This is a genomic window from Anaerostipes faecis, assembly GCF_910574135.1.
In the GTDB taxonomy this organism is placed as follows: domain Bacteria; phylum Bacillota; class Clostridia; order Lachnospirales; family Lachnospiraceae; genus Anaerostipes; species Anaerostipes hominis.
In genome coordinates this window covers 102,311-127,329 of sequence record NZ_CAJSYK010000001.1, presented here as the reverse complement: position 1 = coordinate 127,329, position 25,019 = coordinate 102,311, and the positions used below count along the sequence as shown (strand labels likewise).

Annotated in this window: 19 protein-coding genes and 2 pseudogenes; 18 read left to right on the top strand and 3 right to left on the bottom strand. The window is 44.8% G+C overall.

Annotated features, from left to right (window positions below; translation table 11 throughout):
* The first annotated feature begins 146 nt into the window (after positions 1 to 146).
* The 4 genes and pseudogenes from ppdK to QGT46_RS00625 all read left to right on the top strand — a co-directional run bounded on the left by ppdK (position 147) and on the right by QGT46_RS00625 (position 5,643).
* Positions 147 to 2,771 carry a pyruvate, phosphate dikinase gene (ppdK, locus tag QGT46_RS00640; protein ID WP_024728279.1) on the top strand — a complete coding sequence of 875 codons (2,625 nt, stop codon included), beginning with the start codon at positions 147 to 149 and terminating at the stop codon, positions 2,769 to 2,771.
* A 62-nt stretch (positions 2,772 to 2,833) separates the two neighbouring features.
* Positions 2,834 to 3,259 (top strand): annotated as a pseudogene (gene eno, locus QGT46_RS00635) (phosphopyruvate hydratase); the annotation flags it as partial.
* A gap of 149 nt (positions 3,260 to 3,408) precedes the next feature.
* On the top strand, positions 3,409 to 3,972 hold the full coding sequence (ahpC, locus tag QGT46_RS00630; protein WP_024728277.1) for an alkyl hydroperoxide reductase subunit C: 564 nt from the start codon (positions 3,409 to 3,411) through the stop codon (positions 3,970 to 3,972).
* A gap of 12 nt (positions 3,973 to 3,984) precedes the next feature.
* Positions 3,985 to 5,643: an FAD-dependent oxidoreductase gene (locus QGT46_RS00625; protein WP_301589084.1), complete on the top strand. Its 1,659-nt coding sequence runs from the start codon at positions 3,985 to 3,987 to the stop codon at positions 5,641 to 5,643.
* 66 nt (positions 5,644 to 5,709) lie between these two features.
* On the opposite strand, the gene QGT46_RS00620 is transcribed toward QGT46_RS00625, so the two are convergent.
* Positions 5,710 to 6,069: a metal-dependent transcriptional regulator gene (locus QGT46_RS00620; protein ID WP_024728275.1), complete on the bottom strand. Its 360-nt coding sequence runs from the start codon at positions 6,067 to 6,069 to the stop codon at positions 5,710 to 5,712.
* Between the two features lie 195 nt (positions 6,070 to 6,264).
* Here QGT46_RS00620 and QGT46_RS00615 point away from each other — a divergent pair, with 195 nt between their 5' ends.
* The 8 genes from QGT46_RS00615 to QGT46_RS00580 all read left to right on the top strand — a co-directional run bounded on the left by QGT46_RS00615 (position 6,265) and on the right by QGT46_RS00580 (position 16,251).
* Positions 6,265 to 6,480, top strand: a complete 216-nt coding sequence (locus QGT46_RS00615; protein WP_024728274.1) for a FeoA family protein — start codon at positions 6,265 to 6,267, stop codon at positions 6,478 to 6,480.
* Between the two features lie 12 nt (positions 6,481 to 6,492).
* Positions 6,493 to 6,714, top strand: a complete 222-nt coding sequence (locus QGT46_RS00610; protein WP_024728273.1) for a FeoA family protein — start codon at positions 6,493 to 6,495, stop codon at positions 6,712 to 6,714.
* A 92-nt stretch (positions 6,715 to 6,806) separates the two neighbouring features.
* Positions 6,807 to 8,990 carry a ferrous iron transport protein B gene (feoB, locus tag QGT46_RS00605; protein ID WP_148458916.1) on the top strand — a complete coding sequence of 728 codons (2,184 nt, stop codon included), beginning with the start codon at positions 6,807 to 6,809 and terminating at the stop codon, positions 8,988 to 8,990.
* Between the two features lie 59 nt (positions 8,991 to 9,049).
* A complete protein-coding gene (locus QGT46_RS00600; protein ID WP_034549895.1) occupies positions 9,050 to 9,190 on the top strand; it encodes a FeoB-associated Cys-rich membrane protein in 141 nt (46 codons plus the stop codon).
* Between the two features lie 541 nt (positions 9,191 to 9,731).
* Positions 9,732 to 11,093, top strand: coding sequence for a Wadjet anti-phage system protein JetA family protein (locus QGT46_RS00595; RefSeq protein ID WP_148458915.1), 1,362 nt, complete (start codon positions 9,732 to 9,734; stop codon positions 11,091 to 11,093).
* A complete protein-coding gene (locus tag QGT46_RS00590) occupies positions 11,090 to 11,746 on the top strand; it encodes a DUF4194 domain-containing protein (protein WP_148458914.1) in 657 nt (218 codons plus the stop codon). Before QGT46_RS00595 ends, QGT46_RS00590 begins: the two co-directional genes overlap by 4 nt.
* Complete coding sequence (locus QGT46_RS00585; protein ID WP_148458913.1) at positions 11,685 to 15,068, top strand: ATP-binding protein; 3,384 nt, start codon at positions 11,685 to 11,687, stop codon at positions 15,066 to 15,068. Before QGT46_RS00590 ends, QGT46_RS00585 begins: the two co-directional genes overlap by 62 nt.
* Positions 15,049 to 16,251 (top strand): Wadjet anti-phage system protein JetD domain-containing protein, encoded by a 1,203-nt coding sequence (locus QGT46_RS00580; protein ID WP_301589074.1) that lies wholly within the window; start codon positions 15,049 to 15,051, stop codon positions 16,249 to 16,251. The genes QGT46_RS00585 and QGT46_RS00580 overlap by 20 nt, the downstream gene beginning before the upstream one ends.
* A 26-nt stretch (positions 16,252 to 16,277) precedes the next feature.
* Here the strand turns inward: QGT46_RS00580 and QGT46_RS00575 are convergent, their stop codons facing one another.
* Positions 16,278 to 16,691 (bottom strand): RrF2 family transcriptional regulator, encoded by a 414-nt coding sequence (locus tag QGT46_RS00575; RefSeq protein WP_148458912.1) that lies wholly within the window; start codon positions 16,689 to 16,691, stop codon positions 16,278 to 16,280.
* 291 nt (positions 16,692 to 16,982) lie between these two features.
* Positions 16,983 to 17,282 (bottom strand): annotated as a pseudogene (locus QGT46_RS17460) (rubredoxin); the annotation flags it as partial.
* A gap of 1,764 nt (positions 17,283 to 19,046) precedes the next feature.
* On the opposite strand from QGT46_RS17460, the gene QGT46_RS00565 reads away from it, so the two are divergent.
* The 6 genes from QGT46_RS00565 to QGT46_RS00540 all read left to right on the top strand — a co-directional run bounded on the left by QGT46_RS00565 (position 19,047) and on the right by QGT46_RS00540 (position 25,016).
* Positions 19,047 to 19,832: an FAD binding domain-containing protein gene (locus QGT46_RS00565; protein ID WP_148458911.1), complete on the top strand. Its 786-nt coding sequence runs from the start codon at positions 19,047 to 19,049 to the stop codon at positions 19,830 to 19,832.
* A gap of 2 nt (positions 19,833 to 19,834) precedes the next feature.
* Positions 19,835 to 20,293: a (2Fe-2S)-binding protein gene (locus QGT46_RS00560; protein WP_148458910.1), complete on the top strand. Its 459-nt coding sequence runs from the start codon at positions 19,835 to 19,837 to the stop codon at positions 20,291 to 20,293.
* A 1-nt stretch (position 20,294) separates the two neighbouring features.
* Positions 20,295 to 22,571 (top strand): xanthine dehydrogenase family protein molybdopterin-binding subunit, encoded by a 2,277-nt coding sequence (locus QGT46_RS00555; protein ID WP_148458909.1) that lies wholly within the window; start codon positions 20,295 to 20,297, stop codon positions 22,569 to 22,571.
* Between the two features lie 118 nt (positions 22,572 to 22,689).
* Positions 22,690 to 23,169: a hypothetical protein gene (locus QGT46_RS00550; RefSeq protein WP_148458908.1), complete on the top strand. Its 480-nt coding sequence runs from the start codon at positions 22,690 to 22,692 to the stop codon at positions 23,167 to 23,169.
* Between the two features lie 131 nt (positions 23,170 to 23,300).
* Positions 23,301 to 23,987, top strand: coding sequence for a deoxyribose-phosphate aldolase (gene deoC / locus QGT46_RS00545; RefSeq protein WP_148458907.1), 687 nt, complete (start codon positions 23,301 to 23,303; stop codon positions 23,985 to 23,987).
* Between the two features lie 15 nt (positions 23,988 to 24,002).
* Complete coding sequence (locus tag QGT46_RS00540) at positions 24,003 to 25,016, top strand: Gfo/Idh/MocA family oxidoreductase (protein ID WP_148458906.1); 1,014 nt, start codon at positions 24,003 to 24,005, stop codon at positions 25,014 to 25,016.
* The last annotated feature ends 3 nt before the right edge of the window (positions 25,017 to 25,019 follow it).

The window sequence follows — 25,019 nt, the reverse complement described above, 5'->3', positions numbered from 1 at the left end:
ATTTAGAGATTATAAATAGTTTTTATGATGGAATAGAAAATTTATTGTTAAAAACGTATAAAAATAATTAACAAATAATTTGTTTTGTGGTACAATTAATCCAACGACATACACTGTTACAACATACTATTTTAGGAGGTATAGACATGTCAACAAAATGGGTTTATCAATTTAACGAGGGCAATGCAGAAATGAGAAACCTCTTGGGCGGCAAAGGAGCCAACCTGGCAGAGATGACAGGACTTGGTCTTCCAATTCCTCAGGGGTTCACGGTAACGACAGAAGCATGTACCAATTACTATGACTGCGGCGAGAACATCAGTGATGAGGTACAGGGACAGATTTTCGATGCGATGAAAGCATTAGAAAATATTCAGGGGAAGGAGTTCGGAGATTTAGAAGACCCGCTGTTGGTTTCTGTACGTTCCGGGGCCAGAGTATCTATGCCTGGTATGATGGACACGATTTTGAACCTAGGTCTGAATGACGTAGCTGTGGAAGGATTTGCAAAGAAGACCGGCAACCCACGGTTTGCTTATGATTCTTACCGCAGATTTATCCAGATGTTCGCAGATGTTGTAAAAGAAGTGGACAAAGCTAAATTTGAAGCGGTCCTTGACGAGATGAAGGAAGCTAAGGGAGCGAAGTTTGATACAGATTTAACCGCAGATGACCTGAAAGAAGTCATCGTGCGATACAAAGAGATTTATAAGAGCGAGTTAGGGGAAGATTTCCCGCAGGAGCCGAAAGAACAGTTGTTGGAAGCGATCAAGGCTGTGTTCCGTTCGTGGGATAATCCTCGTGCTATCTATTACAGAAGAATGAACGACATCCCTGGAGACTGGGGTACTGCAGTAAACGTGCAGACCATGGTATTCGGAAATATGGGAGATACATCAGGAACCGGTGTAGCATTTACAAGAAATCCATCCACCGGTGAAAAACAGATTTATGGAGAATACCTCATCAATGCACAGGGAGAGGACGTGGTAGCAGGTGTGCGTACTCCGCAGCCGATCACCAGACTGAAAGAAGACCTTCCGGACTGCTATGAACAATTCATGCAGATTGCCAAAACTCTGGAAGACCATTACCGCGATATGCAGGATATGGAGTTTACCATTCAGGAAGGCAAACTTTACTTCTTACAGACCAGAAATGGAAAGAGAACTGCACCGGCAGCACTCCGTATTGCCTGTGAGCTCGTAGATGAAGGCATGATCACAAAAGAGGAAGCCGTTTCAAGGATTGAGGCAAAAGCATTGGATCAGCTCTTACATCCGCGCTTTGACCCGGAAGCCATCAAAGCTGCTGTCCCAATCGGGGAAGCACTCCCGGCATCACCAGGAGCTGCAACCGGTAAGGTTTACTTTACTGCTGAGACTGCAAAACTTCATCATGAAGCGGGAGAGAAAGTTATCCTTGTCCGCTTAGAGACATCACCGGAAGATATCGAAGGTATGCATGCGGCTGAAGGCATCCTGACAGCCCGCGGAGGCATGACATCCCATGCGGCCGTTGTTGCCCGCGGTATGGGTACAGCCTGTGTAGCAGGATGCGGTGATATTCAGTTAGACGAAGAAAAAGGACTGTTCACCCTGGGCGGAAAGACTGTCCGTGAGGGAGATTATATTTCCATCGACGGATCTACCGGTAAAGTTTACTATGGAGAGATCCGCACGATACCTGCAACCATCAGCGGAAACTTTGACCGCATTATGACATGGGCAGATGAGATCCGTACATTAAAGGTACGCACCAACGCCGACACACCGGCAGATGCACTGAACGCAGTTAAGTTCGGGGCAGAGGGAATCGGACTTTGTCGTACAGAGCATATGTTCTTTGACGCAGAGAGAATTCCGAAGATCCGCCGTATGATCTTATCAAGGACCAAAGAGGCGAGAGAGATCGCTCTGAATCAGCTGATTCCATATCAGAAGAAAGACTTCAAAGAACTGTACGAGGTTATGGAAGGAAAACCGGTTACTATCCGTTTCTTAGATCCGCCTCTGCATGAGTTCCTGCCAACCACACTGGAAGAGATTTCAGCACTGGCTAAAGACATGAATGTGACAGTAGAAGAGATCAATATGACACGTGCATCTTTGCATGAGTTTAATCCTATGATGGGACACCGCGGATGCCGTCTGGCTGTCACCTATCCGGAAATCGCCAAGATGCAGACAAGAGCCGTTATGGAAGCTGCTATCGAAGTAAAACAGGAAAAAGGATTCGACATTGTTCCTGAGATCATGATTCCTCTGGTAGGAGAGAAGAAAGAGCTCCAGTTTGTCAAGAATGTTGTTGTAGAAACAGCAGAGAAGGTAAAAGCTTATTATGAGTCAGATATCAATTATCACATTGGTACAATGATTGAAATACCTCGTGCTGCTCTTCTGGCCAATGAAATCGCAGAAGAAGCAGAGTTCTTCTCTTTCGGTACCAATGACCTGACACAGATGACCTTCGGATTCTCACGTGATGACGCAGGTAAGTTCCTGGAAGCTTACTACGACAACAAGATCTATGAGTCAGATCCGTTTGCGAAACTGGATCAGGACGGAGTCGGACAGCTGATCGCCATGGCAGCTGAAAAGGGCAGATCAACCCGTCCGGATATCAAACTTGGTATCTGCGGAGAGCACGGAGGAGATCCTGCATCCGTTGAGTTCTGTCATAAAGTTGGATTAAACTATGTATCATGCAGCCCATACCGTGTGCCGATCGCAAGACTTGCAGCAGCACAGGCGGCGCTGAACGATAAATAGAACTGAATCATCAGATAAAAATAAAAATTCCTTGAGCAAACGCTCAAGGAATTTTTTTCGTGTCCATTGAGGACGGTCTGGATGAAGAGGACTGGGAAGGCTGGAAACATATGACCAGAGAGCTTGGAGACAAGATTCAGCTGGCAGGAGACGATCTGTTTGTAACAAATACGGAGCGTCATAAAAAAGGTACGAAAGAAAAATGCGGAAATTCTATCCTGATTAAGCTAAACCAGATCGGGACAATATCCGAGACGCTCGAGGCTGTTAAAATGGCACACAAGGCAGGATATACCGCTGTAGTATCCCACCGCTCGGGTGAGACGGAAGACACGACCATAGCTGACCTTGCCGTAGCATTAAATACCGGACAGATTAAAACCGGTGCGCCGAGCAGAAGTGAAAGGGTGGCAAAATATAACCAGCTGCTGAGGATTGAAGAAGAGCTGGGAGACAGCGCAGTCTATCCCGGTTTCAATACATTTTAAATGAAGAGTATCATGGAAAGCAGAAAGAACATGTCTTTTAAGGTGATTTCTTTCTGCTTTTTTGTGCATAAAACCTTGTTTTTTCGGAAAGTTTAAGCAGTAAGAACAGAACCTGGAATAAAGCAAACAAAATTAAGGAGGACAATAAAATGTCATTAATAGGTCAGGAAGTAACAGATTTTAAAGTACAGTCTTATCAGGGAAACGAATTTAAAGAGGTATCAAAGGAAGATATCCTTGGAAAATGGTCCGTGTTCTTTTTCTATCCGGCAGATTTTACATTTGTATGCCCAACTGAATTGGAAGACTTGGCGAATAAATATGAAGACTTTAAAAAAGCGGGATGTGAGATCTATTCTGTGTCATGTGATACACATTTTGTGCACAAGGCATGGCATGATGTGTCTAAGACAATTCAGAAGATCCAGTATCCGATGCTGGCAGACCCGACCGGAGTGCTCGCAAGAGATTTTGATGTGATGATCGAAGAAAGCGGACTGGCAGAGAGGGGAAGCTTCATTGTGAATCCGGAAGGCAAGATCGTGGCTTATGAAGTCATTGCCGGAAATGTCGGAAGGAATGCGGAAGAGCTTTTTAGAAGAGTACAGGCATCCCAGTTCGTAGCTGAACACGGAGATGAGGTTTGTCCTGCAAAATGGCAGCCGGGAGCAGAAACTTTAAAACCAAGTCTTGATCTGGTAGGTTTGATCTAAGCACAGATGTAAATGGAAGGTGATACCTTGAACGGAATTGATATGAGTAAACTCTATGACGGCATCATTATAGGCGGAGGCCCGGCAGGGCTTTCCGCCGCCATTTATCTCGCAAGGGCAAAATATCGTGTGCTGGTCATAGAAAAAGAAAAGATGGGCGGTCAGATCACAATCACGTCGGAGGTCGTCAATTATCCGGGGGTTCCTGAAACTGACGGTAGAAGGCTCACAGAAAATATGAGACAGCAGGCCGAGTTTTTTGGTGCGGAATTTATGATGGCAGATGTAAAGGAGCTGAATCCGGATGGAGACGTCAAAAAGGTTGTCACAGACAAGGGGATCTTTGAGACCCTGGGGATTGTGCTGGCCACCGGTGCCAGTCCCAGAAAGATCGGGTTTGAGGGAGAAATCAAATACCAGGGACGGGGTGTTGCTTACTGCGCCACATGCGACGGAGAATTTTTTACGGGGCTGGATGTGTTTGTCTTAGGCGGAGGCTTTGCCGCGGCGGAAGAGTCTGTATTCCTTACAAAGTACGCAAAAAAAGTCACGGTCATCGTCAGGGAAGAGGACTTTACCTGTGCGGCAGCCGTAGCAGAACAGGTCAAAAACCATCCTGGGATCGAAGTACACTATCAGACCGAGATCGTAGAGGCAGGAGGCGAAAGCACCCTTCAGTATGCCATGTTCCGAAACAATGAGACCGGGGAAACATGGAGATACGAGCCGCCGGCAGGAAAAAGTTTCGGTATTTTTGTCTTTGCCGGATATGCACCGGCTACGGGGCTTTTTAAAGAATTTCTGGAACTGAATGCGGACGGTTATCTGGTGACGGATATGAACCAGAAAACAAGCAAAGACGGTATTTATGGCGCCGGGGATATCTGTGTGAAAAACTTGAGGCAGGTAGTGACTGCCGTCTCTGACGGGGCAGTGGCCGCCACCTCACTGGAAAAATATTTATCCGGAATGTACGAAAAACTGCAGCTTCCCGAGCGTGAGATATCCACACCGGAAAGAAGGAAGCCGACGGATGTGCCGAAGCAGGAATCTGCGGAAACCGGCGGATTTCTGACAGAAGAAATGAAACAGCAGCTGGTGCCGGTATTTGAGAGGCTTGAGAAAGACGTAGTGCTGAAATTTTACACGGATGACAGTCCAATTTCACGGGAAGTGGAAGAGTTTGCCGGAGAGATGAAAGACCTGTCGCCTCATATCCGATGTGAAGTGAATCCGGAAGGAGCAGAGAAGATCGAACTTCCTGCAATCTGTATCTGCAGTGGCGACGGAACGTATCTGGGCACTGCATTCCACGGAGTTCCCGGAGGACATGAATTCAATTCTTTCATTATAGCGATTTATAATGCCGCCGGTCCCGGACAGGCCATCGATGAGGGACTGCTGGACCGTATTCGGAACATCCGCAGAGAGATCAGGATTCAGACTGTCATATCTCTCTCCTGTACGATGTGCCCGGAACTGGTCATGGCCGTACAGAGGATTGCACTGGAAAATCCTAATGTCGAGGCAGATATTTATGACATGGCATATTTCCCTTATTTGAAAGACAAGTATCAGATCATGAGCGTGCCGTGCATGATCGTGAATGAAAAAGATGTGTATTTCGGAAAGAAAAGTGTGGAAGAGATACTTGGACTCCTGGAGAATTAAGGAAAATACAAAGAGAAGGCAAAATGTACAAAAAAATAGAGATGCCAAGTTGTATTGGCATCTCTGTTATTTTACGTGTTTTTTTATGGCTTCAAAGCTCTCTTTGCTGATGACATGCTCGATCCGGCATGCATCTTCTGCCGCGGTATCTTTGTTAACTCCCAGCGCGGTAAGCCAGGATGAGAGAAGCTTGTGCCGCTCATAAATCATCTCCGCAATCTCCTTTCCGGAGTCTGTGAGATAAATGTATCCTTCCGGCGAAACGGTAATATGTCCGTTCAGGCGGAGCTTTTTCATGGCTACGCTGACACTGGATTTTTTAAACCCTAACTCTGTTGCTACATCCACAGACCGGACAACAGGGCGGGACTCGCTCAAGACTAAGATTGTTTCTAAATAATTTTCAGCAGATTCATTTAAACTCATGAATTTACCTCATTTCTAATGATATATAATTTTTATGTAAAGCATTACAAAGTATATCATATCTCATAATATACTTCAAATATTTGGCTTATTGATAAAAAGAATCAACAAGAGATATTGACTGATAACATATGTTAGAATATACTAATTACTGAAAGAAAATGATAATCAAAACCAATTAAGAAAGAAGGAGTCATGATGCCTTTAACAATGGTAAGAGAAGGGAAAGAAAATATCATCTGTAAAGTCGGCGGCAGGGGAGAAACGAAAAGATTTCTTGAAAACCTTGGATTTACTGTTGGCGGGATGGTTACTGTCGTATCTGTCATCGGTGGAAATGTCATTGTGAATGTCAAAGATTCCAGAGTGGCGATTGGCAAAGATATGGCAAATAAGATTATGGTGAACTAAAAAGGAGAGAAAATGAAGACATTAAAAGAAGTTGCCTGCGGCGAGACTGTAAAAGTTAAGAAATTGAATGGAGAAGGCCCTGTAAAACGCCGTATTATGGATATGGGAATCACAAAAGGAGTGGATGTTTTTGTAAGAAAGGTAGCCCCTTTGGGCGATCCGGTGGAAATCACGGTGCGGGGATATGAACTGTCTGTGAGAAAAGCGGATTCGGAAATGATTTTGGTGGAATAGCTTTTTCTTTTTTTGTATAGGAGTTAGTTGAAACTAATATAAATAAGCATGAACAAACAAGAGTGTATGGAAAGAAAAGAGGTAAATGCAGAATGTCAATTAAAATTGCGTTAGCTGGAAACCCTAACAGTGGTAAAACGACGCTGTTTAACGCTTTGACGGGTTCCAATCAATTTGTGGGCAACTGGCCCGGTGTTACGGTGGAAAAGAAGGAAGGGAAGCTAAAAGGCTACAAAGATGTAACGATTATGGACCTTCCGGGTATCTATTCCCTTTCCCCGTATACATTGGAAGAGGTTGTTGCCAGAAACTATCTGATCGGGGAACGGCCGGATGCTATCTTGAATATCGTAGACGGTACCAATATCGAGAGGAACCTTTATTTGTCCACACAGCTGATGGAGCTTGGTATTCCGGTCATTATGGCAGTCAACATGATGGACGTCCTGGAGAAGAGCGGAGACCAGATACATATCAAGCAGCTGGGTGAGAAGCTGGGATGTGAAGTAGTAGAGATTTCTGCACTGAAAGGGACAGGAATCAAAAAAGCGGCTGAGAAAGCAGCAGCACTTGCAAATAACAGAAAAGCAGCTCCTCCGATACATACGTTTGATCCTCAGGTAGAAGAAGTTCTGAATTCCGTAGAATCAAAGCTGGGCAGTGAGATCCCGGCAGAACAGAAGCGCTTCTTTGCCATCAAGATGCTGGAGAAAGATGATAAGATTCAGGAACAGATGAAACTGGTTCCGGATGTTTCTGATGACATCAAGAAGATTGAAGAGGTAATGGATGATGATACAGAAAGCATTATCACCAATGAACGTTATACTTATATTTCTTCCATCATTGAACAGTGTTTTACGAGAAACCGAAAAGAAACGATGACGACGTCTGACAAGATCGACCGTATTGTCACAAACAGATTTCTTGCACTTCCGATCTTTGCAGCGGTTATGTTTGTTGTCTATTATGTTTCCGTCAGCACCATAGGAACATGGGCGACAAATTGGGTAAACGACGGAGTGTTCGGCGACGGATGGAGCCTTTTTGGACTCAGTGTGCCGGGTATTCCTTCCGTGATCGAAGCCGGACTGAACGCAGCCCGATGTGCCGGATGGCTGCAGGGACTGATCCTTGACGGTATGGTTGCCGGTGTAGGTGCGGTATTAGGGTTCGTGCCGCAGATGCTGGTGCTGTTTATTTTCCTTGCGTTTCTGGAGTCCTGTGGATATATGGCAAGAGTAGCGTTTATCATGGACCGTATTTTCCGCAAGTTTGGACTTTCCGGAAAATCCTTCATACCGATGCTGATCGGAAGCGGATGCGGAGTGCCGGGTATCATGGCATCCCGTACTATTGAAAATGACCGGGACCGTAAAATGACGATCATGACAACCACATTCATTCCGTGCGGCGCAAAGCTGCCGATTATCGCACTGATCGCCGGGGCACTGTTCCACGGTGCATGGTGGGTGGCCCCGAGTGCTTATTTTGTGGGTATCGCAGCCATTATCTGCTCTGGAATTATTTTAAAGAAAACAAACATGTTCGCAGGAGATCCGGCGCCGTTTGTCATGGAACTTCCTGCATATCATATGCCGACAGTGTCCAATGTGCTGAGAAGCATGTGGGAGCGCGGATGGTCCTTTATTAAGAAAGCCGGAACCATTATCCTGCTCTCCACCATTTTCGTATGGTTTACTACTTACTTTGGATGGGTTGACGGACAGTTCAGAATGCTCACTAAAATGGAACTTGATCACAGTATTCTTGCCGCGATCGGAAACGGCGTTGCATGGATCTTTGCTCCGCTTGGCTGGGGCAACTGGAAATCAGCTGTAGCTGCTATCACCGGATTGGTAGCAAAAGAAAATGTTGTAGGTACCTTTGGGATTCTGTTTGGTTTTGCAGAAGTGGCAGAAGACGGAGCTGAGATCTGGGGAACTCTTGCCGGAAGCATGACTGCGGCGGCAGCATATTCCTTCCTCGTATTTAACCTGCTGTGTGCACCATGCTTTGCAGCAATGGGAGCAATTAAAAGAGAGATGAATAACAAGAAATGGTTCTGGTTCGCCGTTGGATACCAGACAGCGCTTGCATATGTGGTCTCCCTTTGTGTTTACCAGATTGGAACATTGATCACCATAGGAACCTTTGGGATCGGTACAGCCGTTGCTTTCCTGCTGGTTATTGGATTTATCTATCTGCTGGTGAGGCCATACAGGGAAGGCAAGACGTTAAATGTTGATATAAAAGGAGTAACCGGTGTGAGATAATGCCGGAAACATACGGGTCTGCACTCAATGTGCAGACCTGCATTATGAAGGAGGTTTATATGGGAACAATAGCAGTAGGTTTGGCCGTCCTTGGCATTGTCAGTTTGATAGTCAGAAGCATGGTAAAGGATAAGAAACAGGGGAAGTCGATCCAGTGCGGGAATGACTGCAAACATTGCGGTGGGCACTGCAGTCGTTGAGAAATGGAGAGTTGTTTCAGCTGACTACATTGAGGCTGGTTGATAAATATTAAGTTTCCCAATCACAAATATTTAAACAGTATCGCAGAACCTCAGAAATTGGTGGTTTGCAGGCGATTTGAAAGAAAAAACAGGAAATATGAAGTTGGTTGGGAAAAAACAAAGGGAACGTTGATTTTATCAGAAAATTGGCTATAATGAAAAATAGGAATGGATTAAAAGCGGGAGATAAACATCAACAAGAGTTGTATTGAAATATTATTTTACAAAAACATCTATTGCGCTTCCATCTGGATAAACATCAACAAGGGTTATATTGGAAGTAGGTGTGTTCTTTGATTTCTTCAGGTACTGTACCGAGATAAATAAAAACAAACGTTGTATCGTTGTAACACATTCATTTTAGCCAGTAAACATATGCTCAGAAGACAGGAGTAATTTCCTATCTTCTATTTTTTTACCTTTTGTCTGTTCAGCTGCACCAGTCCACAAGCTGCCTTTTTTATGTTATGATAAGAGAGCAAAACACAAAGGAGGAACTATGAGATTTGGTTACGACATCCCGGATTCTTTTTGGAGCCTGTTCCGTTCTGTAAACCGGGAGCTTTACATAGAAGCGCTGTTGAAAATCAGCGAAGAATATGAATATAACAACTACTTTCTAAGCCGGGAGGTCTGCATTCAGGTCTTAAGCGACTGGAATGCGGACAAGCGCATCTGGCTTCAGAGGGAAGAGTTTGAATCTGAACTGGATGTACTGGAGACTCCCCCAAACCGGATACTAAACTGGCTGATCAGGACCGGATGGCTGAAAAAACTGGATGACTTTTCAACACTTACGTCCAATATTGTGATCCCCGATTACGCTGCAATTTTTCTCGAGGCTTTTGAACAGCTCGTGAATCCGCAGATGAAAGATACGGAGATTTATATCCAAAATGTCTATGCAACATTGTTCTCATTTCAAAATGATAAACGGATCAATCTTGGGATGCTGAAAACAGCCCTGATCAATACGAAGAAATTGAACAAGGCGCTTCAGGATCTGCTCCACAACATGGACAAGTTTTTCGGCCGCCTGTTGAAACAGCAGTCTTACGGCGATGTCCTGGCGGAGCATTTGGAGGGATATGTGGAAGAAATCGTCAAGAAAAAGTACCATATGCTAAAGACCAACGATAACTTTTATCTCTACAAAATGGATATTAAAAAATGTCTTCAGGAAATGCGGGAAGACGCAGAGTGGATCGAGAAAGTCCGGGCAAAGGCAAGAGCAGAGGGCAGGGATGAAAAGGAAGATGTGCTTGATATTCTGGACGCCATCGAGAGAGGTTTTGACGACATCGAGCACCGAATCGCCAACATGGACAAAGAACATTCCAAATATGTGCGTGCCACAGTCACAAGACTTAATTATATGCTCAGCGGCGAGGCAGATATGAAGGGAATGGTGGTCAGTCTTTTAAAGCACCTGGAAATCGATGAAAAGAGGGAAGAACGGCTTTCTCAGGTGGCGGAAAAAATGAATCTGTTACGTCTGGAAGTCCTGTCGGAAAAATCTCTTTTCAGAAGAAAGAAAAGGAGAGATTTCATCAGCCGGTTAGAACCTGACGAAGATGTGCAGGAGCTTACCAGAGAAGAAGTATTGAGACTCAATAAGATTCATACACGTTACAGTAAAAAAGAGATCGAGGAGTTTCTGGAAAGCCATATGAAAGACGGCTCCATGGAAATGAGAGACGTCGACATCGGCGACGATGAGGCTTTTGAAAAGCTGATCCTGGCCTATGACTACTGTACCAGGAAGAACAGCCGGTATCAGGTGATCGAGCGGGAAAATAAGATGCTGGAAAATGGAAAATACCGTTATCCGGATCTGTTGTTTGTGAGGAGAAAGTTATGATTGAATACTATGAACAGCTAAGTGATGAGGAGAGGGATGATGTAAAGCGTGTCATTCAGCTTTTGTTCCGGCAGACCTTTGTGCTGGAACGGAAATACGAAAAAAGGACCGGAAGATTTGCTTTCCAGAAGGATTACAGGATCTTAAACCAGCACCTGGAATTTTTAAGGGAGTATTTTTCGATTGCCGGACTGGAACTTCGGGATAACAGTCATATGGGAGTATTTTATATCCAGGGAGAGACTGTACTTGGAAAAAAGCTGCCCAGACTGGCTACCATTTACCTTTTGATTTTAAAGCTGATCTACGATGAGCAGATGGAAACTGCGTCTGCAAGCAGCTATGTGTATACGTCCCTGGGAGAAATCAATGAAAAAATCGGGGATTTTGGCTTGCTTAAAAATCTGTCCTCCGCGACAGAGATGAGGAAGACCATTTCTCTATTAAAAAAATACCAGATTATTGAGCCGATGGATGTGCTCCAAGATCTTAACGAGGAGAGTCGTATGGTGGTGTATCCGTGCATCAATGCTGTTCTTCTCGGAGCGGATGTACAGAAATTGATTGAAACATTTACGGAGGAGGACGAACGTGGAGAAGAAGACGGAGAACAAACAGGCATTCAAAGCACTATCGAAGATCTGTCTGAATAACTGGCATTATATTGAGCGGAAAGTGCTTTCTTTCAGTGAGGGGATCAATTTCTTTACCGGACATTCCGGCAGCGGAAAATCTACGGTCATCGACGCCCTTCAGATCGTTCTGTACGCCAACACGGACGGAAGGGGATTTTTCAACAAGGCGGCGGCTGATGACTCGGACCGGAGCCTGATCGAATATTTGAGAGGCATGATCTCAGTGGGAGACAATAATGAGGGCAAATATATTAGAAACCGAAACTTTTCCTCAACGATCGTTCTGGAACTCGAACAGATTGTCACCGGAACAAAGGAATGCGTCGGAGTCGTCTTTGATGTGGAGACTGCTACCAACGAGATTTCCAGGCTGTTTTTCTGGCATAAAGGAGGAATCCTTGAAAACCGCTACCGAAAAGAAGAACGTGCCATGGCTACAACAGAGGTGAGAGACTACATAAAGGAACATTTTCCAAGAGAAGAATTTTATTTCGGTTCCAGCAATGAGCGGTTTCGGAGACAGCTCTACGATATCTACCTGGGAGGACTGGATGCGGAGAAATTTCCGAGGCTTTTCAAACGGGCGATCCCGTTTAAGATGAACATTAAGCTGGAAGATTTTGTGAGGGAATACATCTGCATGGAACAGGATATCCAGATCGAAGATATGCAGGAAAGCGTGCTTCAATACGGCAGGATGCGCAAGAAGATCGAGGATACACTGAGGGAGATCGGCAGCTTAAAACAGATAGGAATCGGTTACGAACGTTTTTCCAAGGCAGAGCAGGAGGTTCGGGTCTGTCAGTACCGGATGGAAAAGCTCGTAATGCTCCAGCTGAAAGAACAGATCAGAGACTTGCACGAAAAAATAGAGAAGGCGGGGGAAGACAAGAAAATCCAGGAGGAGAACAGAAAGGAACTGTCCGCCCAGCTTGCGGATCTCGCGGAGGAGTATGACCGTCTGGTAAAGCAGATCGCAAACAGCGGCTATGAGAATTTAAAAACAGAACTGCAGGGTGTCAATGAACTTCTGGATCAGCTGCAAAAAAGCAAGGCCGCGTGGCAGCAGACGTCCGCAGGCCTGAGCCAATGGGCAGAACTGGAGGTAACACCGAACCAGACCATATGGGATATTGAAAGCTTTTCCAAGGGAAATATCAGTCTCGGGGAGCTGCGCAGGCTCCGGCACAGCTTAAAGGAGATCCGGGAAGAGGTGGAAAACGATCGGCAGGACGCGGCCTCAGAACTGAGAAGGATCAAGAAGAGGGAAAAGGAAATCGATGGGGAGCTGAAAGAACTGAAAAAAGGGAACAAGGCTTATCCCAGAGAGCTGGAAAATGCCCGGTATGAGCTGCAGACCCGGTTAAGCTCTCAATTCGGAACGGCAGTAAAGGTACACATTCTCTCAGATCTTCTGGACATGAAGTCAGAGACATGGCATAAGGCTGTGGAAGGGTATTTAGGATCGAATAAGCTGTCACTGGTGGTGGAGCCTGATTATGTCAAAGCGGCCATGGAGATCTACCGGGAAATGGATGAAAAGCAGTTTTTCAGGGCATCCATTCTGGACACGGAAAAGCTCCTAAAAGAAAAGATATCCGTCATGGATCACGCACTGGCAGAGGAATTGATTGCCAAGAAGCCGTATGTCAGAAGTTTCATGGACCTGCTTCTCGGAAGGGTGATCAAATGTCATACCATCGAAGAACTGAGAAATCAGAGGACCGGAGTGACCCCTGACTGTCTGCTCTACAAGAATTTTCAGTTAAAACGGCTGAATCCGGCAGATTATACGAAGCGTTCCTATATCGGTGAGAGTAGTGTGAAACAAAGGATCAGGGATCTGAAGGAAGAATTGAAACAGCTTTCAGCCAAAAAAGAACCATTTGCCAAGATGCTTGAAAAAGCAGAAGATATTTTGAGACTGGAAGCCCTGGGGCGTTCTGAGGAAGAATATATAGAACAGCAGGAAGCCTTAAAGAAAATAAAAGAAAAAACTGCGCTTAAAAAAGACCTGCAGGATAGAATGCTGAAGATGAAGGAAGATTCCATCGGTGAACTGGAAGAAAGACAGAGAGAGAATAAAAGGCTTCAGACACAGAAGCAGGAGCTGTTAAATGAAGTTTCAAGAGCCGTCTGGAACAGGGAAAAACAGATAGAGGACTGGCAGAAGCTCTATGTTTCCGCAAACAGTGAGCTGACTGAACAAGAGAGAAGTTTTCGTTACAGCGAAGAATTGGAAAAAGTTTTTGATGACTATATGCAGGGGCGGGTGTCGTCAAGTCTTGAAAGCCTTAAAAACGGGACATTTAGAATGATCAAACAGGCGGAGAACGGCAGGGAAGAAGCTTACAGGTCACTTGTGGAACTGCGCTCTGAATATTTGAGAGAGTATCCGAACCGGACCTTCTCGCCGGCCATAGAGACGAATGAACCATATGAAGAACTGCTGCTGAAGCTTGAATGTGACCATCTTGCGGATTATCAGGAGAGGGCCAGAGAACAGGCGAGGTCAGCGGCAGAGCATTTTAAGGACGATTTTATTTCCAAGATCAGGTATGCCATATTGGAGGCATATCAGAGAAGAGACGAATTGAACCGGATTATCAGCCGGCTGGACTTCGGAAAAGATAAGTACCAGTTCCGCATTACGAAAAACAAAGGCCCTGATGGTGTTTACTATCCTATGTTTATGGATGAATCGCTTCAGATCGATCCGTCCACCCTGGATGCATCCATGGATCACCAGATGAATCTGTTTTCCATGGAACATGAAAACCGATACGGAGAGGTCATGAGTGATCTGATCGATATTTTCATACCGCCGGAGAACGCATCGCCGGAAGAGCTGGAAGAGGCCAAGAGGAACATGGAAAAATATGCAGATTACAGGACCTATCTTTCTTTTGATATGGAACAGATCGTGGAAGGGGAAGAAAAACTGACCATCGGTCTCGGCAGGATGATCAAGAAAAATTCCGGAGGGGAAGGGCAGAATCCTCTCTACGTAGCCCTTCTGGCGAGCTTTGCCCAGGCCTACCGGATCAATCTGTCGCCAAAGTTAAGGAGAAGCCCTACGATCCGGCTGGTAGTCCTTGACGAGGCCTTTTCCAAGATGGATGCGGAAAAGGTAGCCAGCTGCATCGAATTGATCCGGGGACTCGGATTCCAGGCTATCATAAGTGCCACCAATGATAAGATACAGAATTATTTGGAAAACGTTGACAAGACCTTTGTCTATGCCAACCCAAATAAAAAAAGTATTTCCATACAGGAATTTGAAAAACGGGAATTTGATCATCTGATGGAGGAAGCAGAGGATGAAGAAGGAACTGCTTAAAATGATCATCGACAGGACCGAGAAGTCTGCATCAGACTGGAAGAAGGGAGCGGAAGGAAACCGTTCCTTTCTGGTCCACCAGGAACTTTATGATCAGATAGGAAAAACGGAGTTTATAAACGGAGCCAAAGAGCTTCAGCGTCAGGGACTGTTAAAAATTGAATGGGAAGCCATAGGGGTTGATATACGCAGAATCCGGTATTCCCTAAAGGATCTTGCAGTCATGTATGAAATGTCCGGTATCCGGCCGAAGTTTCAGAGGATTGAAGAAAATATGATGGCTGTTGAAAACCTTCTTCATTCGGTCAAAGGACTGTGGATAAAAGAATATTTAATTCGCTGCATGAAACGGTTGGAGCAGGGCAAGATCCCGCAGGAATTTTCAAAAAGGGATGCATTGTTCCGGTGCCTTAAAGTGATCGACGGGCTGAAAGAGCCGCTGTATAAAAGGGTCTTCAGCAAATACTGTCTGGGGGATTCCAAGCTGTTTGAGAATAGTCTGGAGAGCATTGTGCTTTCCATAGCCAGAAAATATCATGAGGATATAGAAGAGGGAATGAACAATACGCAGATTCTTTCACAGCTTTTGATCGAAGAATATTCTCAGGAGCTGGCCGTAAAGGGGCCTCTGCGGATATCAGTGAACGGACAGGAAATAAATCTCGGGCAGTTTTGCTACGGCGCGGTCTTAAATTCACAGATGCTGGTCCATGCGAAGCCGCTGGCAGGTCAAAATATAAAAAGAATCCTGACAATAGAAAACAAGGCAAACTATATGGCGACGCCCTATGACGAAGAAGCCGTCATCATTTACAGCCATGGGTTCTTCACCCCAAAAGAACGGGAATTTCTCATCAGCCTGCGAAATGTTCTTTGTCCGGAGACACAGTATTTGCATTCCGGAGATTTGGATTACGGCGGTATCCTGATCTACCGGTATATCAAACAAAAAATATTTCCAGATCTTATGCCTTTTCAAATGGATGGAGAAATCTATCATAAATATGAGAAGTATGCGGTAAAAATGGAACCTGAGACTTTAAAGAAACTCAAAAAAATGCAAATGAATGGAAGCCCAGAATTGGCGGAGCTTAGAGAACTTCTGTCCAGAGAGGGAAAAGGCCTGGAGCAGGAGAGTTTTTTACTGGCATCCGATGAAACCGCAGGGGAAAACGAAACTTAGATGCCGGCAAAAACGGGAAACTGATCTCAGTCAGATATTCCGAAAATGAGAGAATATAGATTTGTTCCTTTTAACTCCTTTTCCATACTTTTTTCCAGTTGTAAGAGTCCTTCTCTGATATGGCACGGTTCATCGCACAGAGGTGCTCTGGTGCACTCATATCCTTCTTTAAAGCAGGCATTGATGCCGAAGCCGCTGCCGAGGCCATGCATTAGCTGAAAGAGGCTTATGTCATGCAGGTCTGCTGTCAGGCGGCATCCGCCTTCTGCTCCTCTGGTAATGATGATCCATCCGGCTGTCTCCAGTTTTTTAATGATACGGTATGCAAACTGTTTTGGTGTCGCTTCCAGAGAGCATATTTCTTCTATTGAGCGTTTCTTTCCGTCACTTAAAGCCCTTAAAATGCGCAGGGCATAATCGGTTTCTCTTGAGATCAGCATGTATTTCTCCCTCCTTATCTTAGTGAAAATATACCAGACTAAAAAATAGCTGTCAATGGAACCCGGTGAATTCTTTAAGGGAAAAACCAGACCCGCCAATATTAAGTGCGGACCTGGTTTTTTTTGGTTAGAACATTTTTACTGTTTGATGGATTCTATGAGACCGTCAGCTTATATATCCATACCAGGCAGTGTTCATTACCTCCAACCCAATATAAATCTTTGGTAACTTTTCTAACACAATGTATGGATCATACCTCCTTTTGATCAGTCATCCAAACGCAGGAACGCTTAAACTTCAATAAACATGTCTTTTGATTCACCACAGTCCGGACAGATCCACTCTTCCGGAAGTTTTTCAAACAGAGTGCCCGGATCGATATCACCCTCGGGATCTCCGTTCGCCGGATTTTCCTCCACATCCCCGACAATGCCGTAGTCTGCATTTTTAAAGATCGGTGCGTTCGCATTGGTATTGATCGCTACGATGGTTGTGGCATCTTTGGTTCCTCTTAAATGCCGCCCTGCTCCGGAAATGCCGCAGGCGATGTACAGGTTGCCCTTAAATTTCTGTCAGGACATTCCTACATACGCTTTGTCGGCGTTGGTGATAAAGATCTTGCCTCCGTTTAACACGTAATGATCGCCATCAACTCTGGAAAGTTCTTCTACAGCAATGGCATAGCTCAGGACATCAGATCCTGCGCCCCATATTCTTTTGGATACTGCAGTCCCATCATACCTGTTTTGGCAAACTTTTCGATGGCTTCTGTCGGAAATTAATTTTCTTTGTCTAAGAGGAAGGTGAGAGGTTCTATTTCGGTTTCTGCAAATTCCCTGACTTTCGCACGCGGGCTTCATGAGCTTCGGTTGTTTGAAATAACATATAGAGCCTCCTTTGATTATAAATTTTTTTGTGAAGAAAACACCGTAAGGGATACCTTGATTAAAGATACTTCGGAGAGTGTGATCTCACGGTAAGGCATTTAGAATACTATAGTTGTAATGTGAAAAATATAAACTTTATTAAGTTTGTGTAGTTTAATGAAAAAATGATAAAATAACTGTGAGTATTGCCAGTTCCATTTTCTGCATAAGTATTTTATCACTATTTCCGTCACGCTTTAAAATGCGTTCCTCCAATAGTGATAAAATACTATCGTTGAATGGCTTGACTTGATTGATGGATACTTATCTGAAGAAATTATGTCCAAGTTGGCTATTTAGGAGACTTACGTCTTTGGAACAGCAAGCCGGAAAATTTGTCAAAATATTTTGCTGATTTCCCAACCGATAAAATCGATAAGTGTGAGTAAACCACGGGAAATAGCCATTTGAGGCCACATTGGAGAAAAATGTGAGAAAATTGACGGTGGTTGGGAAAAATATAGAGAAACGTTGATTTTATCAGAGAAACTGACTATAATGAAAAAGAAGAATGGCTTAAAAGTGTTGGATAAACAGTAACAAGAGTTGTATTGAAATTTCCAAAATGACAACCGGCCTGACTGATCGTTTAGGATAAACAGTAACAAGAGTTGTATTGAAATTCTCCGACCTTATATTCTTCCTGATCAGATTTTGATAAACAGTAACAAGAGTTGTATTGAAATTAAACACTCATGTCTGAGATTTCCTCTTTTAACCTTGATAAACAGTAACAAGAGTAAATTGTGTTATCTATGATAAGAGAAAACTAACCGCATCTGTATACGACACTATTTATAGAATCGGAGTATTATTTAATTCTTAAGTAAAGGAATATTTGAAGAAGAAATAAGTTGTACCCTGATAGTTAGGCACAGAAAAGGCTTCTGTGATTAACTACCAGGGTATTTTTCTGTATGTCAAACCTTATCGCGCAAAGCGCGCGCACCCGAAGGGCATAGAATACGGGGTGCCCTGTGGGTATACCTTATCGCGCAAAGCGCGCGCACCCGAAGGATATAGAATACGGGGTGCCCTGTGGGTATACCTTATCGCGCAAAGCGCGCGCACCCGAAGGGTATAGAATACGGGATGCCCTGTGGGTATACCTTATCGCGCAAAGCGCGCGCACCCGAAGGGTATAGAATACGGGATGCCCTGTGGGTATACCTTATCGCGCAAAGCGCGCCCACCCGAAGGGTATAGAATACGGGATGCCCTGTGGGTATACCTTATCGCGCAAAGCGCGCCCACCCGAAGGGTATAGAATACGGGATGCCCTGTGGGTATAAATTAATCTAATTTTTGTATACATATGATTTTTCTAAAAAAACTCTTCCGCTCTTTCTTATTTCTATGTTACAGTATAAATTAGTATTTTCTGTCCAGAAACGAAAAAATGTGTCGGACAGAGAGTGATTTTAACGAATGACGATGGAGGAGATTGAATTGGTAACGATAGCAAATTATTTAAGGCCGGAAAGTCTTTTAGATGCATATAAGCTGAATCAAAAAAAGACAAACCGGGTCCTTGGGGGGATGATGTGGCTGAGACTTTGTTCCCCGCGCATACAAAATGCCATTGATTTGTCCGGACTTGATTTAGACTACATTAAGGAAACAGAAGAAGCATTTGAGATCGGAGCTATGTGTTCCCTGAGGAGCCTGGAAACTCATCCGGAGCTGGAGGCTTATTTTTGCGGGGCAATAAAGGAAAGTGTGCGGCATATCGTGGGTGTCCAGTTCAGGAACCAGGCCACGGTAGGGGGAAGTATCTATGGAAGATTTGGATTTTCTGACGTGCTGACCTGTCTGCTTGCCCTTGACACGGAAGTGGTGCTGGTCCATGCAGGAAAAATGACTTTGGCTGAATTTGCTGACAGGAAGCGTGACCGTGATATTTTAGAGAAGATCATCATTAAAAAAGATGGGCGCAGAGTCGCTTATCTGTCCCAGAGGGCGACAAAGACCGATTTCCCTGTGGCTGCATGTGCTGTATCGAAAAAGGAAGATATCTGGTATGTCTCCGTGGGAGCAAGGCCGGCGAAGGCTGAGCTTGCTGTGATCCATGGGCAACCGGCAGATACTTTAGCCGAAAAGGCAGTCGCTGACATGAAATTTGGAAGCAATATGAGAGGCAGCGCTGAATATCGGGAAGCGGTAGCAAAAGTTCTCGTGAGGCGCGCTGCAAATGCTGTATTGGAGGAGTCATAGGGATGGAAGTGAAATTTCAGTTAAACGGAAAGCCGGCGGCAGCTGATATAGAGCCGGACTGCATGCTGCTGGATTTATTGAGAGATATGGGATGTTACAGTGTAAAACGGGGATGCGACACAACCAACTGTGGCCTGTGTACCGTTCTGGTGAATGGAAAGCCGAGTCTTTCCTGTGCCATGCCGGCAGCCAGAGCAGAAGGAAAAGAAATCATAACTTTAGAAGGGCTTCAGGAAGAGGCGGTAGACTTTGGAAGGTTCCTCGCAAAAGAAGGGGCAGAACAGTGCGGATACTGTTCTCCGGGATTTATCATGAACGTGATTGCGATGATGAGGGAATTAAAAGATCCGTCTATTGAGGAAATAAAAGAGTACCTGGCAGGGAACCTCTGCCGGTGTTCCGGATATGAGGGCCAGATGCGCGCTATCCGGAATTACATGAAAGAAAAAGGAGCACAGTAACATGAATTTAGTCAATACTTCTGTCCCAAAAGTAGATTCCATGGCATTGGTGACCGGAAAACCTGTCTATACGGATGACCTGGCTCCGAAAGACTGCCTGATCGTAAAGGTTTTAAGAAGTCCCCATGCCCATGCCAAGATCAGGAAAATAGAAACGGAAAGAGCACTGAAAGTTCCGGGAATCGAGTGTGTTTTGACCCATGAAGACTGTTCGGATAAGAGATTTACCATGGCAGGACAGACCTATCCGGAACCGAGCCCCTATGACCGCAGGATTTTAGATGACCGGGTGCGTTTTGTTGGAGATGCGGTGGCAGTTATCGCAGGTGTCTCTGAAAAAGCAGTGGCAAAGGCCATGAAGCTTGTAAAGGTTGATTACGAAGTGCTGGAGCCGGTCCTGGATTTCAGGAAAGCGAAAGATCATGAGATCCTGGTGCATCCGGAGGAAAACTGGAAAGCTCTCTGTGAGGTAGGGGCGGACAATAAGAGAAATCTCTGTGCCCGCAGTGAGACACAGGAAGGCGATATTGACCAGGTACTGAAAGATTGTAAATATTACGTAGAGGAGACTTATCACACGAAAGCAAACCAGCAGGCTATGATGGAAAACTTCTGTACGTTTACGCATATGGACGCATATGGAAGGCTCAATGTGGTGTCCTCCACGCAGGTTACATTCCATGTGAGAAGAATCCTGTCCAACGCCCTAGATATTCCAAAGTCAAAAATCCGAGTGGTAAAGCCGAGGATCGGAGGAGGCTTTGGGGCGAAGCAGACGGTGGTCACGGAAGTCTATCCGGCCCTGGTGACCATGAAGACAGGAAAGCCCGCAAAGATCGTCTACACAAGAGAAGAATCTTTCATCGCATCCAGTCCGCGGCATGAGATGGAAATCACCGTGCGCATCGGTGCAGATGAAAATGGAATTATTAAAGGAATTGATGTATATACCCTGTCAAATACAGGGGCATACGGAGAGCATGGTCCGACGACCGTTGGGCTTTCCGGACATAAGTCCATTCCGCTGTACGGCAAGGCAGAAGCATTCCGTTTTGCCTACGATGTAGTCTATACCAATGTTATGTCTGCCGGGGCTTACCGGGGATACGGAGCTACCCAGGGTATTTTTGCCGTGGAATCCGCAGTAAATGAACTGGCTCACAAGATGGGCATGGACCCGGTGAAGTTAAAAGAACTGAACATGGTGAAGAAAGGCCAGAAGATGCCTGCTTACTATGGAGAGACAGCAACAAGCTGTGCACTGGACAAGTGTGTGGAGCGGGTAAAAGAAATGATCTCATGGGATGAGAAATATCCAAGAAAAGACATGGGCAACGGAAAAGTGAGGGGTGTCGGCCTGGCGTTAGCTATGCAGGGCTCTGGCATTTCCAATGTGGACACGGCTGCGGTGACGATCAAAGTAAACGACGATGGATTTTACAGTCTGATCATCGGTGCTTCTGATATGGGAACCGGATGTGACACGATTCTTGCCCAGATGGCGGCAGACTGTCTGGACTGTGATATGGATCAGATCATTGTCCACGGAGTGGATACAGATGTTTCCCCGTATGATACAGGTTCCTACGCATCCAGCACAACTTATGTGACCGGGATGGCGGTGGTGAAGACTTGTGAGGTATTGAAAGAAAAGATTTTAAAAAAAGGTGCCCAGTACCTGTCCTGTCCGCCGGAAGAAGCAGAGTTTGACGGAAAGAGAGTGTTCCACCCGGAAAGCGGAAAAGAAATATCATTAAAAGATATAGGCAATCAGGTGATGTGCGGAAATGAGGAAGCGCTTCAGGCAAGTGAATCCCATTACTCCCCGACTTCTCCGCCTCCGTTTATGGCAGGGGCCGCAGAAGTGGAAGTGGATTTGGAGACAGGGGCAGTGGAACTGATTGATTTTGCGGCTGTGGTGGACTGTGGAACCGTCATTAATCCAAACCTTGCAAAAGTCCAGACCGAGGGAGGCATTGCTCAGGGAATCGGAATGGCCTTGTATGAAGAAATCCTTTACAATGAAAAAGGGAAGACATCGGCCAACTCTTTTATGCAGTACAAGATTCCTACAAGACAGGACATCGGAAATATCCGGGTGGAATTTCAGAGCAGCTATGAGCCGACAGGGCCTTTTGGGGCAAAATCCATCGGAGAAATTGTCATCAATACCCCGAGTCCGGCAATCGCTGAGGCAGTATACAATGCGTCAGGAGTGCGTGTGAGAGAACTGCCGATTACAGCAGAGAAGATCTACATGGGGATGAAAAAAAGATAAGAAAACTGAAGAATCTTTTATAAAAGAAGAGTCTATGAGAGAAAATCTTTCAGGACTCTTCTTTCTTCATACTATGAGTGACACAAAGTTGTTTATAGTAACGAAGGAGGTATAAATTATGCTTATAAAAGATTTTCTGGTTGTAATTGCTGTTTTGTTTATTTTGCCTGTATCATTTGATGAAACAGAGAACTTTAGAAAAGTGGTATTGGATCGTTTGTTATATGGTTCATTAACATATTGTTCAACGAGAATAAACAGCATGGTTCGTAAAATTTTCGGATACCACCACAGTGAAAACGAAGAGATAGAACAGGTGTTGGAAATAACTTATCTAGGGGTTCTGTTATTATTTGCAGGCTATTATCTTTATAAAAAAGATGCAAATTGGTTTAAAGTGATTTCACTTATAGAGAAGCAACTAAAAAGTGGGCATCTAGATAAAGGAAATTTTATTTTGTTTGTAATATCCATTTTATACCTTTTCTGGAGTATGATGATTGTTTCAAATAATCCGGATTTTCTGAGAGACTATCTAATAAGAACCGCAGCATATTTAATATTTCAAAAATTGTGCCAAATGAATAGACATACTTGAGAATTTTAATAATAAAATACTTATGAAAACTTTTATTTACTTTTGTTCAGTTATGTATTGCTTTTTTATATTACCTGTGGTAATATAAAATCATAAACACAAGTAAACGAAGCATAACGCAGGTAAACGAAATGGAGGGTGCAGAGATGAAGATCACGGCAGAACAGTTGGCAGGTATGGTGGATCACACGAATTTAAAGGCATTTGCAGACAGAGTAATGTTTGAAAAGCTTTGCGGCGAGGCGAAAGAGTACCAGTTCAAGATGGTAGCGATCAATCCGGCACAGATCAGTCTGTGTAAAGAACTGTTGGATGGAAGCCCGGTACATGTGGGTGCAGCCATCGGATTTCCTCTGGGTCAGACCACACTCGAGTGCAAAGTCTTCGAGACCAATGATGCTATAGAAAAAGGAGCCGATGAAATCGATTATGTCATCAATGTGGCGGAAGTAAAAAACAATCATTACGGATACATAAAAGAAGAGATGGAGCAGATCGTCGCTGTCTGCAGAAAGGCAGGGGTCATCAGCAAAGTGATCTTCGAAAACTGTTATCTCACTGACGAAGAAAAGCAAAAAGTTGCTGAAATTGCAAAACAAGTGAAGCCGGATTTTATAAAAACTTCTACGGGATTTGGAACCGGAGGGGCCACAGTGGAAGACGTCCGGCTGATGAAATCTGTTGTGGGCGATGAGGTGAAAGTAAAAGCCGCGGGAGGCATCAGAGATCTGAAAACGGCCCTTGCCATGATAGAAGCCGGTGCAGAGCGGCTCGGAACGAGTGCAGGTGTTGAGATTGTAAAAGAAATGCAGGAATAAGGGGAGGAAAAGAAGATGAGAGAAGTCAAAGTATGTCTGATCGGCTCCGGAAGGGCAGGAATGGTCCACGCACATAATTACACAGGAAGCGTTCCCAATGCAAGGATTATCGCAGTCTGTGACCCGGTGGAGGAAACAGCAAAAAATGCGGCAGAAGAACTGGGGATTGATCAGTATTATACAGATTACACAGATGTCCTGAAAAATGACGAGATCAATGCGGTTTACATCGTGACGCCGACCAAGTACCACAAAGAGATCGCAGTGGCCGCAGCCCAGGCAAAGAAGCACATCTTCTGTGAAAAGCCTATGGCTATGAACGAGAAAGAATGTGACGAGATGATCAAGGCTGCCGATGAAAACAATGTAAAGCTTCAAATTGGATTTATGCGTCGTTTCGACGAGAGCTTCCAGGAAGCAAAACGGATGATCGCAGAAGGGGAAATCGGCGATATTGTCCTGGTCAAATCTCATTCCAGAGGGCCCAGTAAACCAAAAGAGTGGATGTTTGATATCAAGAAGAGCAACGGGCCTTTGGCAGAGGTCAGCAGCCATGATATTGACACGGTCCGCTGGTTCGCGGAGAGTGAACTTGAGAGCGTGTACGCCATAGGAGGGAATTTCAGAAATAAAGAGATTGCCGAACAGTACCCGGATTTCTATGACAATGTCATCATGACCGGAGAGTTTGCCAATGGGATACATGCCTGCGTGGAAGGCGCCCAGTATGTCCAGTACGGATATGATGCCAGGGTAGAGATCCTGGGGACAAAAGGGGTGATCTGTCTTGGCGATATCCATGAAAAGAAGATTCTTACCTGTACCCCGAAGCATGACCTGAAACGTCCGACTACAAGGAGCTGGAAGTTTCTGTTCAAGGATGCCTATTTAGCTGAAGACAGGAGTTTTATTCGCTCTATTATAAATGATACGCCTGTAGAGTGCAGCGGTTATGACGGAAAGATGGCAGTAAGGATCGTAAAAGCAGGAAATGAATCCATCGTAAACAAAAAGATTGTGAAATTATAAAAA

Coding starts and splice junctions, on each gene's coding strand:
- QGT46_RS00560 (WP_148458910.1), top strand. CDS start 19,835: ATGGAAGTGAAATTTCAGTTAAACGGAAAGCCGGCGGCAGCTGATATA.
- QGT46_RS00575 (WP_148458912.1), bottom strand. CDS start 16,691: ATGCTGATCTCAAGAGAAACCGATTATGCCCTGCGCATTTTAAGGGCT.
- QGT46_RS00540 (WP_148458906.1), top strand. CDS start 24,003: ATGAGAGAAGTCAAAGTATGTCTGATCGGCTCCGGAAGGGCAGGAATG.
- QGT46_RS00625 (WP_301589084.1), top strand. CDS start 3,985: ATGGAAGGTGATACCTTGAACGGAATTGATATGAGTAAACTCTATGAC.
- QGT46_RS00595 (WP_148458915.1), top strand. CDS start 9,732: ATGAGATTTGGTTACGACATCCCGGATTCTTTTTGGAGCCTGTTCCGT.
- QGT46_RS00590 (WP_148458914.1), top strand. CDS start 11,090: ATGATTGAATACTATGAACAGCTAAGTGATGAGGAGAGGGATGATGTA.
- deoC (WP_148458907.1), top strand. CDS start 23,301: ATGGAGGGTGCAGAGATGAAGATCACGGCAGAACAGTTGGCAGGTATG.
- ppdK (WP_024728279.1), top strand. CDS start 147: ATGTCAACAAAATGGGTTTATCAATTTAACGAGGGCAATGCAGAAATG.
- QGT46_RS00550 (WP_148458908.1), top strand. CDS start 22,690: ATGCTTATAAAAGATTTTCTGGTTGTAATTGCTGTTTTGTTTATTTTG.
- feoB (WP_148458916.1), top strand. CDS start 6,807: ATGTCAATTAAAATTGCGTTAGCTGGAAACCCTAACAGTGGTAAAACG.
- QGT46_RS00600 (WP_034549895.1), top strand. CDS start 9,050: ATGGGAACAATAGCAGTAGGTTTGGCCGTCCTTGGCATTGTCAGTTTG.
- QGT46_RS00615 (WP_024728274.1), top strand. CDS start 6,265: ATGATGCCTTTAACAATGGTAAGAGAAGGGAAAGAAAATATCATCTGT.
- QGT46_RS00555 (WP_148458909.1), top strand. CDS start 20,295: ATGAATTTAGTCAATACTTCTGTCCCAAAAGTAGATTCCATGGCATTG.
- QGT46_RS00580 (WP_301589074.1), top strand. CDS start 15,049: ATGAAGAAGGAACTGCTTAAAATGATCATCGACAGGACCGAGAAGTCT.
- ahpC (WP_024728277.1), top strand. CDS start 3,409: ATGTCATTAATAGGTCAGGAAGTAACAGATTTTAAAGTACAGTCTTAT.
- QGT46_RS00610 (WP_024728273.1), top strand. CDS start 6,493: ATGAAGACATTAAAAGAAGTTGCCTGCGGCGAGACTGTAAAAGTTAAG.
- QGT46_RS00565 (WP_148458911.1), top strand. CDS start 19,047: ATGACGATGGAGGAGATTGAATTGGTAACGATAGCAAATTATTTAAGG.
- QGT46_RS00620 (WP_024728275.1), bottom strand. CDS start 6,069: ATGAGTTTAAATGAATCTGCTGAAAATTATTTAGAAACAATCTTAGTC.